This is a genomic window from Croceibacter atlanticus HTCC2559 (assembly GCF_000196315.1).
In the GTDB taxonomy this organism is placed as follows: domain Bacteria; phylum Bacteroidota; class Bacteroidia; order Flavobacteriales; family Flavobacteriaceae; genus Croceibacter; species Croceibacter atlanticus.
Window position 1 is genome coordinate 237,103 of sequence record NC_014230.1, and the last position, 17,017, is coordinate 254,119.

The following is a 17,017-nucleotide window of genomic DNA, read 5'->3' on the forward strand; positions in this document are numbered from 1 at the left end:
TTATTCCCACTCAATTGTGGCTGGCGGCTTAGAACTAATGTCATACACTACTCTATTAACGCCTTTTACACGATTTATTATCGTATTTGATGTCTTTTGCAGAAACTCATAAGGTAAATTGCACCAATCTGCTGTCATTCCATCTGTAGACTCTACAGCTCTTAGAGCAACAACTTGCTCATAAGTACGCTCATCTCCCATAACACCTACAGATTGTACAGGTAATAATATTGCACCTGCTTGCCATACTTTATCGTATAGCTCCCATTCTCTAAGTCCGTTTATAAAGATGGCATCTACTTCTTGTAAGATACGTACTTTTTCTGCAGTAATGTCTCCCAAGATTCTAATTGCTAAACCAGGTCCAGGAAAAGGATGTCTTCCTAATAATTTAGGAGAAATACCCATTTCTTTACCAACACGTCTTACTTCATCTTTAAAAAGCATACGTAATGGTTCCACAATTTTAAGTTTCATGAAATCTGGCAAACCTCCAACATTATGGTGAGATTTTATTGTTGCAGAAGGTCCGTTTACAGAAATACTTTCTATAACATCTGGATAAATGGTCCCTTGAGCTAAAAACTTCACATCTTCAATATCGTGAGCTTCATCATCAAATACTTCAATGAACACGCGACCTATTTCTTTACGTTTTTCTTCTGGATCGCTTTTTCCTTCTAAGGCTTTCAAGAAACGTGCCGAAGCATCAACGCCTTTAACATTTAGACCCATATCTTTATATTGATCTAATACATCAACAAATTCGTTTTTGCGTAGCAACCCATTGTTTACAAAAATACAATACAGGTTTTTCCCAATAGCTTTATGCAATAACACTGCTGCTACCGTTGAGTCTACGCCACCGCTTAAACCAAGAACAACTTTATCTTCCCCTATTTTTTCTTTTAACTCATTAACTGTTAAATCTACAAAAGCGCCTGGTGTCCAAGATTGCTCAACGCCAGCTATATGAACTAAGAAGTTTTCTAAAAGCTGCTTACCATCTGTAGAGTGGTAAACTTCTGGGTGAAATTGTATACAGTATGTTTCTTCTCCATCTATTCTGTAAGCTGCATTTAGCACATCTGCTGTACTTGCTAGCCTCACAGCGTTATCTGGTAATTCTTTAATAGTATCACTATGACTCATCCATACTTGAGAGTTTTCTGTAATACTTGCAAAAAGAGCTTCTTTATCTTTTATTACAGACAGATTAGCACGACCGTATTCTCTAACATTAGACGCTTCTACCTTGCCTCCAAAAAAGTGAGCTAAGTACTGCGCACCATAACAAACACCTAATAATGGAAGTTTCCCTTTTATATTAGATAGGTCTGGTTGCGGAGCATCTTCACCTCTTACAGAAAAAGGGCTACCCGATAAAATGACAGCTTTAAAGGTTGATAAATCTTCTGGAACTTTATGGAATGGATGAATTTCGCAATAAATGTTTAATTCTCTAACACGACGAGCAATTAACTGCGTGTATTGCGATCCGAAATCGAGGATAAGTACGTTGTTTTGCATAGGCAAAAGTAACCCAAATTAAATTTTTCAGAAAAGATTTTCTAAACAGATTTTTTGAGTTACTATTGATTCTTTTTCAAATTTTAATAAACAATTTTTGAAGTGATAATTTTTAAAACCTACACTGTGAAACTTTAAGTTTAGGAAATGCAGATTAGCGCTTACATAACTAGATTTATTTGTAATATAAATTCTTACATTTGAATTCCCCTAAATTAACTTAATTAAGATCTAAATTACCCTGAAACCTACTTCATTTCATAAGATTTGTATTGTTTTTGCCCTTATATTCTATGCAGCAGTTGCCTGGTTTGCAAGCGGCTATTATCATGCAGATGAACATTTTCAAATTATTGAATTTGCTGGAATAAAAACAGGCGCCAATACCCCTAACGATCTCTCTTTTGAATATCGCGAAGGCATAAGACCTACCTTACAGCCTACAATTGCATATCTCATTTTAGAATTTCAGGAAGTATTTACAAGTAACCCATATATTAAAGCGTTTTTACTACGATTACTTACTGCAATAATTGGACTCTTGGCAATTAGGCTTTTTATTAATGCCACCTTATTTTTAATTGAAGAGAGTTTAAGGAACGTTTATATCATAAGCTCATATTTTATCTGGTTTATGCCGCTGGTATTTACACGGTTTTCTTCTGAAGCTTGGTCTGCCATCTTCATAATTTTTGCAACTACAACGCTAATCAACTCTAAATTACCTAATCCTCGACAAATATTTGCTATCGGTTTGCTTTTAGGAATTGCCTTTTTATTTAGGTACCAATCTGCATTTATAAGTATTGGGCTAATAGCTTGGCTACTTTACAATAAGCGTTTAAACTTAAAAGGGTTTTTACAAATGTCTTCTGCTATTTTAATAATAGCTCTAATTGGAATCTTGATAGACACTTGGTTTTATGATAAATGGATTATAACCGCCTGGAATTATTTCAACTTTAATATTATTGAAGATGGTGCTTCTACATTTGGCACCAAGCCATTTCTTTGGTATCCGTATGCAATTATTAAATACACCTTCTTACCTATTGGTATTTTAATAGGCTTATCTTTTTTATACTTGCTTCTAGAACGAAGAAAATCTATTTTTCTATTTATTTTTCTTCCAATGTTTGTGGTGCATTGTCTTATACCACATAAAGAAGTTAGATTTTTGTTTCCATTAGCATTTATAGTGACTCCTGTTGTATTCTTATTTATACAATATGTCTTTAAATCGACTAGAGGTATATTTCCAAATAAATTTGCAATACCTACACTGGCTATTATTTCCATAATATGTATAACCTTAGCTAACAGTATTGGTTTAGTTGCGTTGGTTAGCAAAACTGCAGGAGCAAGATCTATTCACACAGGAAAGTATATTTATGATAATTTTAAAGGTGATGCTATAACGCTGCACCAAACACAATTTGCTGCACCTTACGCTCCTTTTGGAGTGCCTCTAAATTTTTATAAAATTGAAAATTTGACTACCAAGACAATAATAACTCCTTGTGACATTACCTTGAAAGACATTAATCCTAATAATATTAATTTAGTGACATTTGCCTTTAAAGATAAATTAGACACTACCTGTCTTTCAGAAAACACAACGTTAGAGTTTACAAAGCTCACTCAAAGTTGGCCAGATTGGCTTGTAACGTTAAATGAATTTTATACTGCCTACGAAACACCAGAGCAAACGTATTTATATAAGGTAGACTTAAAGCGTCAAGATTGAAAACTCATGACTAAGAGGATCTAAATTTTCTTTTAATTCATTAATTAATTGGTCTCCATACTCTAAGTAAAACTCTGAGAAATTTATTGTGCGTTCTTGAAGGCTTTTTAAAGGGAAGAGCTCATTTTGAAGTGCTACCAACCTACTCACCTCATCTTTTAACTTTAAACGCTGAGCTTTTAACAGTCGCTGCTCTAAATGATCTAAGCCTTTTAATTGTTTTACTTCTTGTGCTTTTACAGCTCCTAAAAATGTAGCATCAGTTTTTTCAGCTAAAGCATACATAGCTTCAAACTGGTCTTTAAGGTGTGCTTTCTGCGTAGAGAAATCTATATTTATATTAGAAATCTGCCTTACTTTTCTATTTATAAGTTCATGCTGTTTTAAGAACAGCTCTTCATTACTCACTCTAAGTTTTTGCTGTTTCCCGTATTGTTTATCTGTACGCAGCAATACAGAATTTCTTAATAGCAAAACAGGAAAAGGAACTTCAACTTTATCAAAATAGGTTTTAAGCTCAAACCAATAAGCTAACTCTCCGCCACCACCTATATAACAAATATTTGGCAAAATAGTTTCTTGATATAGCGGTCGCATTATAACATTTGGGCTAAATCTTTCTGGATGCGCCGATACTTCTTCAAAAAGTTCTTGATCTGTATTCCAAATCTTATCACTATCAACAACACCAAACGTACCATCTACATTTACGATACGCTCTCTAGAAGTTTCGGTTAAATAAAATAAATTTATTTCTCTAGCAGAGACCTGAACTGGATAGTTTGCACTTTCTAAGTGCTTAGATGTGTTAGTTACAGCTTTATAAGATGTTTGATGCTGTAATTCATCTAAAACTGTAGGCACAAATAGTTGCTTTAACTTAGGATGATCTGCATCTAAAATTACCAACCCGTACTTAGCAAACAGCTCGTTAGTTAAGTACCTCGTAGCTTCAGCTAGTGTATTGTGGTTTAAGTAGGTGTCTTCAAATAATTTTACAAGATATTCTGCTTGATGACCTACACCTAATTCTGCTTTAAGAAGTTTTAAAACATCTTCTAAGCCTTCAGTAGTAAATCTTCCGACAGCTCCATTTGCATTATCTGAATAACGTTCTGGACTCCACTTAAACTTTTTACCATGTAATGTAAAATGATTAATTTCTTCAAAATCATGATCTTCTGTTGCCATCCAAAATACAGGAACAACATTTATATCCTTATAATTTTCTGAAAGCTTTTCAGAAAGGTTTATAGTAGATATAATCTTATATAAAAAATACAAAGGCCCAGAAAACAAGTTGAGTTGATGACCAGTTGTTATGGTTACAGTAGTATCTTCGGCCAACAATTGTATGGCTTGTTGTGTTTCAGAAGATGTTTCAATATTTTGGTATTGTTCCTTAAGTACTTCTACCAAAATACGCCTATGTGTCTTGGGAAATTGTTTGTTACGTTCTTTTGCATGAGTTAAGAATGCAGCATCACTAGGAAAACTTCTATAAAACGAAGCTAGTTTTTCCTCTTGTTTCAAGTAGTCACAAACGAGATTTGAAAAATAGCCAGTATCTTCAAATGGTATACAATCAATAGGCATATAAGGAATTTATTCTGTGTAAAGTTAGCGATTTTTAGAAGGAAACAGCCTAGATAATGCTAAGCTGTGTATCTTTAAACTTTTAATATTTGTTCTTATATAATGAAACAACTTACACTTCTTTTCGCTTTTTTATGTTCAATCACTATTTCGGCGCAATTAAAATCGCCCGAAGCTTTTTTAGGCTATGAAATTGGACAACAGTTTACACGGCACGCAGACGTGGTTAACTATTTTGAACATGTCGCTCAGTTTTCCCCAATGGTTTCCTTCTCTACCTATGGAAAAACCAATGAGCGCAGACCTTTAACCTATGCAATTGTGACATCAGAAAACAACCTTAGCAATATTGAAGCTATTAGGACAAACCATTTAAAAAACACAGGTATACTTTCTGGAGACAGCACTACAGACAAAGCTATTGTTTGGTTAAGTTATAATGTACACGGTAATGAAGCATCGTCTACAGAAGCTGCAATGGCCACACTCTACAAACTTATTACTGAAAAACAAGATTGGCTTGAAAATACAATTGTTATTATAGATCCTTGTGTAAATCCTGATGGTAGAGACCGTTATGCCAATTGGTACAACCAGGTAAAAGCAACACCTTACAACATTGCGCAAGATGCTACAGAACATCATGAACCTTGGCCTGGAGGAAGACCTAATCATTATTTATTCGATTTGAATAGAGATTGGGCTTGGGCTACTCAAATTGAAACACAAGAACGTTTAAAAGTTTATAACCAATGGCTACCTCACGTACATGTAGATTTTCATGAGCAAGGCATTAACGACCCATATTATTTTGCACCAGCTGCAGAGCCTTTTCATGAAGAGATCACAGATTTTCAAAGAGATTTTCAGACCAAAATAGGTAAAAATCACGCAAAATATTTTGATGAAAATGGGTGGTTATTTTTCACAAAAGAACGTTTTGATTTATTGTACCCAAGTTATGGTGACACCTACCCAACATTTATGGGCGCTATAGGTATGACTTATGAGCAAGCTGGTCACGGTCGTGCTGGTCTTGGTATTAATACAGATGAAGGCAATGTTTTAACACTAAAAGATAGAGTTGCACACCATACCACAACTGGTTTATCTACAATTGAAGTAGCTTCTAATAACGCCGCTGAATTAAATGCCGAGTTTAATGCATTCTTTAACAATGCAACTAACAATGCATCTTATGTTTTAAATGGTTCTCAGGATAAAATTGATGCTGTTACTAACTTGTTAGACAAACATGAGATAGTGTACAATTTTGGTAATTCTGGATATGTTTCTGGTTATAACTACAATACTCAGAAAAATGGAAGTATGAAGATGACAACCAGTTCATTAATTATAAGCGCCAATCAACCAAAAGGTAAAATGGCTACAACGCTATTTGAACCACAAACCAAAATAGCAGACTCTCTTACTTACGATATTACAGCTTGGAGTATACCTTACGCTTATGGTTTAGATGCTGTTGTTACCACAAAATCTGTTTCAGGAAATACATCTCGACAACGTTCTGATATAAGTAATAGTCCTATGACTACATCTGCAGGATATATTACTAAATGGGACAGCATGAAAGATGCCCGTTTTTTATCTGAATTACTTAAGGCAGGAATAAATGTGAGGTTTTCAGAAAAAGCTTTTACTAATGCTAATACAGATTTTGAAAAGGGCAGTTTAATTATAACACGAAGCGATAATACATCCTTAGAAAATTTTGACACTTTAGTTACAACAATTGCAAACACACAGCAAAGACAACTTAATCCTGTAACTAGCAGTTTTGCTAATAATGGTCCAGATTTTGGCTCTCCACATATTAAAAGAATAAACAAACAGAAGATTGCAGTACTAACTGGAGATTATACCTCGTCACTAAGTTATGGTGAACTTTGGCACTTTTTTGAAACTCAATTACACTATCCCATAACCAGCATTAACACAAATAACTTTTCTGGAATACATTTAGGAGATTATGATGTACTTATAATCCCAGATGGATATTACGGAAGTTATTTCGATGAATCTAAATTAGATACATTAAAAGAATTTGTGAAAAATGGCGGAAAAATAATTGCACTTGCAAACGCTTTACAAATATTTAGTGATAATGACAGTTTTAGTTTGAAACAAAAAACTCAAGAACAAGAAGACACTAATAATGAGCTATTACCTTATAATATGAGAGAACGCCAAAGCACTAATGACTTTATTATTGGCAGTATTTTTAAAACAACTTTAGACACTAGTCATCCACTAGCTTTTGGATACAAAAACACATACAATAGTTTAAAGCTAAGCGCAGATGCTTACCAATTTCTTGATAGTGGTTATAATGTAGGTTACATAAATGGTACTGCTCAAAACATTTCAGGATTTGCAGGAAAAAATGCTTTAAAAAACCAAGATAACACTATGGTCTTTGGAGAAGAAAGATTAGGTAAGGGAAGTATAATATATATGGTAGACAATCCTATGTTTAGAAGCTTTTGGGAAAACGGTAAACTTCTTCTCGTAAATGCAATTTTCTATGTGAACAACTCTAAAGTTAGAATTTAGAACACTATAAAAATTAAACAAATGTTAAAATTAATTGTTCTGAAAAATTAACATTAACATACAATCATAAAGAGACAACTAAGACCTTATTTTTATAAGGTCTTTTTTTTTATTTAAACAAATATTTATCAAGGCTTTATCATTGTTTACTCTAAATTTAAAATTAAAATTAATTTGGCGTTTGTAATCTTTTTCTTACTAATAATTTTTAGTCAAACGCAATGAAAATAAATGGAGAAATCATCTAAATTACTTTTTAAGACTTCATTAACATATTCATCACACCGTTTGTCACTTAATCTTTATTTGGGACATATGAGCTTATTGAGTTACGAATTTTATTAAAATTTGGTTTTATTTAAGATAAATATTCACTTAAATAAAGAATAGCTTAACATATTGTGATTTATTATCCAATTAACTTTACGTTATAATTGGTACTTATATTTAGTATTGTTTAAACACAAATAAATCCCTCTTCTGCTATGAAAACACCTCTACTCTATTCATGTAAAAAATTTTCAGCACTACTAAGTTTCGCATTCATATTTATGTTTCTAAATATGTTTCAAAACTTAAATGCACAAACACAAGTTTATGCAGACGCTGTTGTTTCACAAAATAATGTATTAAACTCTAATTACGCCATAGCCGAAAACGGCTCTTTTGCAACATTAAATTCAAGTGGCGGCCTACTAGCTGGTGGCGGTGCATATACAGGTGAAATTGAATTAGAATTTTCAAGCACCATTCCCGCTAATACAACAACATTTGTAAGAATAGATTTTGATAATGACCTCCTAAATGTATTATTAGGCGGAGCGTTGGGAGATTTACTTGCAGACACTGTAGGGACTATTGCTTTAGGTGATCATTTCTTTAATGTTGAAGCACGAGACAATGCCACCACAGTACTTAGTGCAAGCTCCGCTACAGGTGCGACAGATAGATTTAGAGTGGTTGTAGACCGAAATGGATATTTTTACATTGCTATTACTCCAGATGCAGATTACAACAGAGTTTATATTGAAGATGCAACAAGTACCTTATTACTAGGACAAGAAAATAGTATGAATGTGCACCACGCATTTTTCTATAATGAACTTGGCAATAACGTAACACCACTTTATTCAGATTTTGATGAAAGCGGTTTAGGATTAGATGTTGCCGATCTAGCAGATTCTGGTGTGGTAAACCCTCAATTTGCTATAGATAATAATAATAGCAGTTTTTCTGAAATCAGCTTAGGTACAGTGTCTTTAGGTGCTGGTATACAACAAAACATATATTTTGCAAGAGAATATTCAAATACAGATGAGTTTTCAATAACACTTAAATCTGAACCTGCACTGGTAGCAGTTGGCATTCAAAACAATGTTGTAATAACAGCATTAAATGATGGCGCAGAAGTGTTCTCCACGACATTAGGAGATGTATTAAATATAGATTTACTTGGACTTTTTGAAAATGGTGAAATTGTAACGGTACCTTTTGCTCCAAATATTAATTTTGATGCTGTATCAATAAGCCTGTCTTCATTACAACCAGTTGGTGCTACTCAATCTATAAATATTTATGGTATATCAATCGCAGGTGAATTGTTGCCTGGCGAAGTTGACAATAGGGTTTTTGCAGACACAGTTAGTAATGAAAATAATGCAACAAATTCTGGAAGTGCCGTAGGAGACAATGGCAACTTCGCCGTACTTGAATCTTTTGGTGGTATAGCTGTAGGCATTGGAAGTTATACTGGTGACATTGAGTTACAGTATCCAGAAGTTGTTCCGGCTAATACAACCTCATATATAAGAATAGATTTTGATGACGATGTATTAAACTCCTTACTTGGTGGTAGTTTGGGAGATTTGCTTGCAGATATTGTAGGAACTATTGCTCTAGGTGATCATTTCTTTAATGTTGAAGCCAGAAATAATACCACAACTGTACTTTCTGAAAGCTCTTCAGACTTATCAACAGATAGGTTTAGAGTCGTTGTAGATGAGTTCGGCTTTTTCTACATTGCTATTACACCAGATTCAGATTATGATAGGGTTTATATAGAGGACGTTACAAATGCACTATTATTAGGTGAAACAAATACAATGAATGTTCATCATGCATTCTATTATTCTTCTACTACACCTTGTGCTACAAATAACTTACTTACAGATTTTGATGATAGTGGCATTGGCTTAGACTTATTAGAACTACAAAACTCTGGTGTTACTAATCCTCAGTTTGCTATAGATGAAAATGACAGTAATTTTTCTCAGTTAAGCTTAGGTGTGGTATCTGTAGGTGCAGGTATTCAACAAAACATATATTTTTCTAAAGATTATTCACCACAAAGTGAAATCTCAGTAAGGTTAAAAACAGATCCTTCTCTTTTAACTGTAGGCCTTGTAAACAATGTTGTTATTAGCGCATTAGATGATGGCACAGAAGTATTCTCTACAACTCTTTCAAGCGGTTTAGATGTAGACCTTTTAGGTCTTTTAAGTGATGGTGAAATTGTTGATGTTACATTTGCTCCAAACTTAACCTTTGATACAGTTACCGTAAGCCTTACTAGCTTAGAAGTAGTTACTGTAGCTCAAAGCCTAGATTTATATGGTGTATCTATTATAGATACTTCTATACCAGATGCAGATGCAGAGCAAACCTTCTGTTTGTTAGATGATCCTACCGTTGCAGATCTAGAAGTAAATTCTGGTCAAAACATAATTTGGTATGATGCTCCTGTTGGCGGAACAGCATACAGCACAACAGACCCATTAATAGATGGTGAAGTTTACTATGCTTCTCAAACAATTGATGGTTGTGAAAGTACTCTAAGAGCAGATGTTACTGTTACAGTAAACGATACTGCTACACCAACAACTACAGAATCTAATCAGGAATTTTGTATTCAAGACAACCCTACTGTAGCAGATTTACAGGTTAATGAGACTGGTGTAACTTGGTATGATATGGCAACTGGAGGCACGGCATTTAATCCTACAGATGCTTTAATAGATGGACAGTCTTATTTTGGAGCATTAACTGTTGATGGTTGTGACAGTACTACACGATTAGAAGTTATTGTAACAATAGCTAACACGCCACCACCAACAACTACAGAACCTAATCAAGAATTCTGTATTCAGGACAACCCTACTATTGCAGATATTCAGGTTAATGAAACTGGCGTTATTTGGTATGACATGGCAACTGGAGGAACAGCGTATGATTCAACAGATGCATTGACTAATGGACAAACGTATTACGCATCTCAAACTTTAAATAATTGCGAGAGTGCATCAAGATTAGCAGTAGTTGTTACAATTTTTGAAACTCCTACTCCTACCACAGATAACACTGAACAAGAATTCTGTTCTCAAGATGTTCCTACTATAGCAGACCTTATGGTTAACGAAGCAGACGTAACTTGGTACGATATGGCTACTGGTGGTACAGCTTATGATCCAACAGACGAGTTGGTTAATGGGCAATCTTATTTCGCCTCTATCTTAGCAGATAATTGCGAAAGTGCGACAAGGTTAGAAGTTGTGGCTACAATAAATACTACGCCACCACCAACTACAGATGATATTGCTCAAGAGTTCTGTATTCAAGATAACCCAACGGTATCAGACATAGATGTTAACGAGCCTGGAATCGTTTGGTATGATATGGAAACTGGAGGTACAGCATTGCCTGTAGACGAGCCTTTAGTTGATGGTGTAACTTACTATGCTTCACAAACTATAAATAATTGCGATAGCACATCTAGGTTAGCTGTACAAGTTGAAGTTATCGAAACTCCTACGCCAACTACAGATAGTACCGATCAAGAGTTCTGTATTCAAGATAATGCCACAATTGCAGATTTACATGTGAATGAATCTAATGTAACTTGGTTTGACATGGCAACTGGAGGAACAGCATACGATCCTACAGACGGTTTAGTAGATGGCCAATCTTATTACGCTTCAATAGTAGCAGATAATTGCGAAAGTGCTTCAAGGTTAGAAGTTTCAGTTTCAATCTTTGAAACTCAAACACCTACAACTAATGAAGCAATTCAAGAGTTTTGCAGTCAAGACAATCCAACGATTGCAGACCTACAAGTAAACGAGCCAAATATTACTTGGTATGATATGGCTACAGGCGGAACAGCCTATAATGCTACAGATGCATTGGTTGATGGACAAACATATTTTGCATCACAACTAAGTAATAATTGTGAAAGCGCAACACGTCTAGAAGTTACTGCAACTATTTACAGCACACCACCACCAACTACAACAGATAGTACACAGGATTTCTGTACTCAAGACAGTCCAACGGTTGGAGATATACAGGTTAATGAACCTAATGTGACTTGGTATGATATGGCGACAGGCGGAAATGCATTTAGTAATACTGCTAGCTTAATTAATGGTCAAACATATTATGGCTCAATAATAGAAAATGACTGCGAGAGCGTAACAAGGCTTGCCGTTACTGTTACTATTAATGATACACAAGCTCCTACAACGGTAGACTCTACACAAGACTTTTGTATACAAGACAATCCGACAATTGCAGACTTACAAGTAATAGGTACAGCTGTAATATGGTATGATATGCCAACTGGTGGCACAGTATTTAATAGTACAGATACTCTTGATGATAACACTATTTATTATGCCACACAAACACAAAATGGTTGTGAAAGTGAAGATCGTCTTGCAGTAAGTGTTTCAATATTTAATACACCACCACCAACTACTACTAACAGTACACAAGAATTTTGTATTTCAAATAACCCAACAGTTGCAGATTTACAAGTAAATGAAAGTAACGTTATATGGTATGATGCTCCAACAAACGGAACAGCGTTTAGTAATACAGCATCATTAATTAATGGTCAGGTTTACTATGGTTCACAAACTTTAAACGGCTGTGAAAGTGTGTCTCGATTAGCAGTAACAGTTATTATTCGAAACACAGCTCCACCAACTACTTTAAATAATATGCAAGAGTTTTGTATACAAGACAACCCAACTATTGCAGATTTACAAGTAAATGAAAGTGATGTTATTTGGTATGATATGTCTTCAGGAGGAACTATTTTAAGTCCTAGTGAGCCTCTTATATCTGGTCAAACTTATTATGGTGCTCAAAACATTAATGGTTGTGAAAGCAACACCAGATTAGCTATTGGTGTTACAATATTTAACACACCACCACCAACTACTGCTAATGATACTCAAACATTCTGTGCAGCAAACAACCCTACAGTTGGAGACATACAAGTAAACGAATTAAATATTACTTGGTACAACTCGGCTGCAGGCACTACGCCATTAAATGACTCAGATGCCTTAGTTGATGGGCAAATTTATTATGCATCGCAAACTTTAAATGGCTGCGAAAGTGTAACACGATTAGCGGTAACTACTAATATAACTAATACACCGCCACCAACTACAGTTAATGCCAACCAAGAGTTTTGTGAAGTTAACAATCCTACTATAGCAGATATAGAAATAAACGAAACTAACATTACTTGGTATGATATGCCAACAGGCGGAACAGCTTATAATTTAACAGATGCGCTTACAGATGGTTTTACTTACTATGCTAGCCAAACAGTAGATGGTTGTGAAAGCTCTACAAGATTAGAAGTTAATGTATCAATCTTTAGTTCAGATTCTGCTACAATTACATCCAGTGCTTCAGGAGACGTTTGCCTTAATACTGTAATTACCTATACAACTGAGCCAGGTAACACAAATTATATGTGGGACTTTACTGGAGGAATGGTTGTTGCCGGCGGTGGTATAGACGATAATACTATCGAAATACTTTGGGACACTCAAGATAACACTACTGTAAGTGTGTCTTATGATGCTGCAAATGCTTGTAGTTCTGGAGGACCAGTTACAATTAACGAGATAGTTTCTGTATGTGGAGATTTAGCAATTACAAAAACTGTAGATGAAACTTCTCCAACTATTGGTAGTGAAGTTACGTTTGTAATAAACGTTACTCATTCTGGACCAAATGATTTCTTTGATATTACAATTGATGAGGTACTTCCTTCTGGTTATGAGCTTATATCTTCTAATGCAACAGTAGGAACTTACACATCTGCAATTGGAGAATGGTTTATACCTACTCTTATGACAAACCAAACTGCAAGCCTTACAATTACAGCAGAAGTTTTAGGTGACGGAGATTATTTAAATATTGCAACTATTGAATCTTCTACACCAGAAGACACTAACCCATCAAACAACTCTGCAGAAGCCAGTGTAGATCCATTATGTTTATTTGTTTATAGCCAGTTTTCTCCAAATGGAGATGGTATGAATGAAAACTTTACAATCTCTTGTATTGAAAGATTTCCAAATAATGAAATCCAGATATTTAATAGATACGGAAGTTTAGTTTACAAAAAAGTAGGTTACAGAAATGATTGGGACGGCACAGCAAATGTAAGTAGTGTATCTAGTAATGGCGAATTACTCCCAGCAGGAACCTATTATTACGTTATAAAAATGAATGACCAGGAAGATAACCGTATGTCTGGATGGGTTTACCTAATCAAGTAATAAAACACCTCTTAATCGTTAATAATCAACTCCAATTCTATGAAAAATCGTAGTCAATTCAAGTCTTTTAATACAAAAGCTTCTGTGGGCTGTATTGTTTTGCTCGCAATCTTGTTTGGTTTTACCAACACAACATCTGCTCAACAAACACCTCAGTTTACACAATATATGTATAACACAATGAGTATTAATCCAGCCTATGCAGGTTCTTTACAAACATTAGATATTGTAGGAACCTATAGAGATCAATGGCGTGGAATAGATGGTGCTCCAGTTACTCAAAATTTAGGAATACATTCACCTTTAAGAAATGAAAAAGTGGGTGTAGGCCTCAACCTTACAAATGATAAACTAGGACCTGCCAAGCAATTTTTTGCAGATGCTAATTTCTCATATACCGTACAAGTTAATCCTACAGCAAAATTAGCTTTTGGTTTAAAAACAGGTGTCAGGATTTTTAATGTCGATTTTACAGAAGGTGATTTTGTAAACCCAAATGATCAATTAAATAACAATATAGACAACCGTGCAAGTGTGAATCTTGGAGGTGGTTTATACCTACACTCTAACAACTGGTATTTAGGCTTGTCTATTCCAGATTTCTTGTCTGATGACTTTTATGACGATAACGACGAAGCAGTTGCTGAGGAAGAAATACAATATTTTCTTATTGGTGGTTATGTATTCGACTTTAGCCAAGATTTAAAGTTTAAACCAGCATTTTTAGCTAAATATTTAGACGGCACACCTTTAGTGGTAGATGTTTCTGCAAATTTCTTATTGTATGACAGGCTTACATTAGGAGCTTCGTACAGGTTTGAAGATTCATTTAGTGGCGTTGTTGGTTTTGAAGTTTTAAAAGGATTTTTTGCGGGATACTCTTATGACGCATCTACAACAGAATTATCAAACTATAATGATGGTACACACGAACTTATATTAAGATATACTGCACCTCCAAAAATAGAAATAATCGAATCTCCTCGTTTCTTTTAAAACCCTGACAACATGAAAATATATATTACATTACTTATAGGTTTGTTTCTCTCGCTACCCAGCATGTCTCAATCTAGTTTAAAGAATGCAGACAAGTTATTTAAGACTCAGGCGTACACAAAGGCTGCAGAGGCTTATAAAGAGTTTCTAGCCGAATATGAAGGTGAAGTAGAGATACAAACACTTTTAAATGCTGGAGATGCAAATTATTTCATTTACAACACTTCAAAAGCAAAGCAATACTATCAAAGAGCTTTTAATAGAAAGCCAGATATTAAAGAGCCTTACATTTCTAGATACGTGAGGACATTAAGAAGCGAGGAAGATTATGAGTTTGCACATAAAGTAGCGCTCAAAGCCCTAAAAGAATCTAATGATGATGAAGCTTTAAATACTTACAAAAAACAATATGAAGCTTTTTTAGAGTTATTAAATTCTGAAGAAGATTCTGAATATAGGTTGATGAATATATCTGCCAATTCAAAATATTCAGACTTTGCTCCCGTAATATTTGGAGATAGTATTGTCTTTTCTTCATCACGTACCGGAAACTCTAAAGAATTATATTCTTGGAATGAACAACCATATTTAAGTCTTTATATAGCTTCTAAAGGTGAAGATGGAGATTTGATAGATGCTAAACCATTCTCAAAATCAAGCAAAAGTGACTATCATGATGCAACGCTAGCTATTATGCCAGACACCAATATTGTTTTCTTTGCTTCAAGTAACATCAATAAAAATAAATTAATACTAGATAGTGAGAGAGAAAATAACTTTAAACTTTATAGTGGCGAACTAAAAAATGGAGTCATAAAAAACAGGGAAGAACTAAACTTTAATAGTGATTCGTATTCAGTAGGGCATCCATCTATTAGTGATGACGGCAAGTATTTCTTCTTCGCATCAGATATGGAACAAGGCTATGGCGGTTCAGACATTTATTACTGTAAAATCACTCCAAGTGGTAAACTAACCACACCTAAAAATGCAGGCCCTGAAATTAATACTTCAGGAAATGATTTCTTTCCACATATGAAAGACGGTGTATTATACTTTGCTTCTAATGGCCATGTAGGTTTTGGAGGATTGGATGTTTTTCAAATTGAATTTAATAGAGATACTGAAGATTTTACTAATCTTCAAAATTTAGGAAAAACTGTAAACACATCTTATGATGATTTTTCTATGGTGTTTAATACAGATGGAATGACTGGTTACCTTGCATCTAACAGAACACAAGGTGTGGGTGATGATGATATTTATTATTTCACTAAAGAACCAATTCCTTGTGATCAAATCTTGTTTGGTAACATAAAAGACTTAAGAACTAAAGAAAATCTTGCAGAGGTAACTGTTACAATTAAAGACAGCTTAAATGAAACTATTTCTATATTAAAGACTGATGCAGATGGTAATTATGAAATAAAATTACCTTGCCTTACCAAAGTTACCATACTTGCAGAAAAGGAAGATTATTTTGAACAAGAGAAAATTGGAGAAACAGGTGATGTAGATGGTGAGGAAAATGAATCTATAGATTTTGAACTTGAGCGAGCTAAAGATATGATAGTAGTAGATGAAACTACAAAACAAGAAAAAATAGATTTAGAAACTATTTACTTTGATTTTGATAAAGCTGATATCACACCAAAAGCTGCAGCTGTCTTAGATAAAGCCGTTAAGCTTATGAACTTTTATCCAGATATGGTTATTAATATTGAGTCTCATACAGACTCGAGAGGTTCTAAGAAATACAACTATAGCTTATCAGACCGAAGAGCAAAAGCTACACAACAATACATATACTCTCAAGGCATAGCAGAAGAACGTATTGTAAGTGCACAAGGTTATGGTGAGCAACGCCTTTTAAACGAATGTAAAGATGGCGTAAAATGTAGCGATGAAGAACACGATGTAAACAGACGATCAGATTTTATCATTTTAAAACGATAATTCTCAACCAGCAACTCTTAATTGATTACTAACACCT

7 protein-coding genes are annotated in these 17,017 nt (G+C 34.4%); 5 read left to right on the forward strand and 2 right to left on the reverse strand.

Going from position 1 to position 17,017, the window contains the following annotated elements:
• Complete coding sequence (guaA, locus tag CA2559_RS01015) at window positions 1-1,530, reverse strand: glutamine-hydrolyzing GMP synthase (protein ID WP_013185970.1); 1,530 nt, start codon at window positions 1,528-1,530, stop codon at window positions 1-3.
• Window positions 1,531-1,816: 286 nt separating this feature from the next.
• On the opposite strand from guaA, the gene CA2559_RS01020 reads away from it, so the two are divergent.
• Complete coding sequence (locus tag CA2559_RS01020; RefSeq protein ID WP_238524729.1) at window positions 1,817-3,277, forward strand: glycosyltransferase family protein; 1,461 nt, start codon at window positions 1,817-1,819, stop codon at window positions 3,275-3,277.
• On the opposite strand, the gene bshC is transcribed toward CA2559_RS01020, so the two are convergent.
• Complete coding sequence (gene bshC, locus CA2559_RS01025) at window positions 3,260-4,873, reverse strand: bacillithiol biosynthesis cysteine-adding enzyme BshC (protein ID WP_013185972.1); 1,614 nt, start codon at window positions 4,871-4,873, stop codon at window positions 3,260-3,262. The genes CA2559_RS01020 and bshC overlap by 18 nt on opposite strands.
• A 102-nt stretch (window positions 4,874-4,975) precedes the next feature.
• On the opposite strand from bshC, the gene CA2559_RS01030 reads away from it, so the two are divergent.
• From CA2559_RS01030 to CA2559_RS01045, 4 genes are all read left to right on the forward strand, one after another.
• A complete protein-coding gene (locus CA2559_RS01030; RefSeq protein WP_013185973.1) occupies window positions 4,976-7,447 on the forward strand; it encodes a M14 family metallopeptidase in 2,472 nt (823 codons plus the stop codon).
• Between the two features lie 485 nt (window positions 7,448-7,932).
• Window positions 7,933-14,028, forward strand: a complete 6,096-nt coding sequence (locus CA2559_RS01035; protein ID WP_083798850.1) for an Ig-like domain-containing protein — start codon at window positions 7,933-7,935, stop codon at window positions 14,026-14,028.
• Between the two features lie 39 nt (window positions 14,029-14,067).
• Window positions 14,068-15,024 carry a PorP/SprF family type IX secretion system membrane protein gene (locus CA2559_RS01040; RefSeq protein WP_013185975.1) on the forward strand — a complete coding sequence of 319 codons (957 nt, stop codon included), beginning with the start codon at window positions 14,068-14,070 and terminating at the stop codon, window positions 15,022-15,024.
• A 12-nt stretch (window positions 15,025-15,036) separates the two neighbouring features.
• Window positions 15,037-16,980, forward strand: coding sequence for an OmpA family protein (locus tag CA2559_RS01045; RefSeq protein WP_041240842.1), 1,944 nt, complete (start codon window positions 15,037-15,039; stop codon window positions 16,978-16,980).
• The last annotated feature ends 37 nt before the right edge of the window (window positions 16,981-17,017 follow it).

Excerpts from the sequence above, each read along its gene's own strand:
- guaA (WP_013185970.1), bottom strand. The coding sequence starts at position 1,530 with ATGCAAAACAACGTACTTATCCTCGATTTCGGATCGCAATACACGCAG.
- bshC (WP_013185972.1), bottom strand. The coding sequence starts at position 4,873 with ATGCCTATTGATTGTATACCATTTGAAGATACTGGCTATTTTTCAAAT.
- CA2559_RS01030 (WP_013185973.1), top strand. The coding sequence starts at position 4,976 with ATGAAACAACTTACACTTCTTTTCGCTTTTTTATGTTCAATCACTATT.
- CA2559_RS01035 (WP_083798850.1), top strand. The coding sequence starts at position 7,933 with ATGAAAACACCTCTACTCTATTCATGTAAAAAATTTTCAGCACTACTA.
- CA2559_RS01040 (WP_013185975.1), top strand. The coding sequence starts at position 14,068 with ATGAAAAATCGTAGTCAATTCAAGTCTTTTAATACAAAAGCTTCTGTG.
- CA2559_RS01045 (WP_041240842.1), top strand. The coding sequence starts at position 15,037 with ATGAAAATATATATTACATTACTTATAGGTTTGTTTCTCTCGCTACCC.